The sequence below is a fragment of the Streptomyces sp. P17 genome (genome assembly GCF_032436805.1).
Taxonomy (GTDB): Bacteria; Actinomycetota; Actinomycetes; order Streptomycetales; family Streptomycetaceae; genus Streptomyces.
On the sequence record NZ_JAVRBF010000269.1, the window covers coordinates 1 to 560 of the forward strand.

At 66.8% G+C, this 560-nt stretch carries 1 protein-coding gene; it reads left to right on the forward strand.

What is annotated here, in order from left to right; genetic code table 11:
* On the forward strand, window positions 1-391 hold a 391-nt coding region (locus RMT89_RS40795; RefSeq protein ID WP_315888806.1), incomplete at its 5' end, for a TRIC cation channel family protein.
* Window positions 392-560: the final 169 nt, after the last annotated feature.

Genomic DNA, 560 nt, shown 5'->3' on the forward strand with positions numbered 1-560 from the left:
CGCGCATCTGCTGGAAAGCCGGGCACGGGCGATCCTTTGGCTTGACGCCTGCGCTTTGGCGGTGGCGGTGCCCGCAGGGGTGGGAGTCGCGCTGGATCTACGTGTGGCGCCGGTGATCGTCGTGGCGATGGGGGTGATGACGGGCACCTTCGGTGGGCTGATGCGCGATGTTGTGGCCAATGAGGTGCCGCTGGTGCTGCGTCAGGGCGAGCTTTACCTGACCGCCGCTTTTGGCGGAGCCGTCGCGGCGCTGGTCGCAGTGTGGGTCGGTCTGAACCGGCCAGAGGTGCTGCTGATCTGCGGCGCTGTCACCCTGATTCTGCGGGCCGGCAGCCTGATCTGGGGCTGGAAACTCCCCGTCTATAAGTCGCGCCCGCCTCGGGGGAAGTAAAAGGGGGCCAGCCCCCTCGGGCCGCAAGCGGCCCTCACCCCCGGGATATTTTTCCACGAACGAAGCCATGGGCGCGGCCCCGACCAGACTGCGTTTGCCCACGGCGTGCCAGACGGATGACAGACCTTTCTCGTGGCCGCTCGCCATTAACCTTAACGGCGCCAATCAG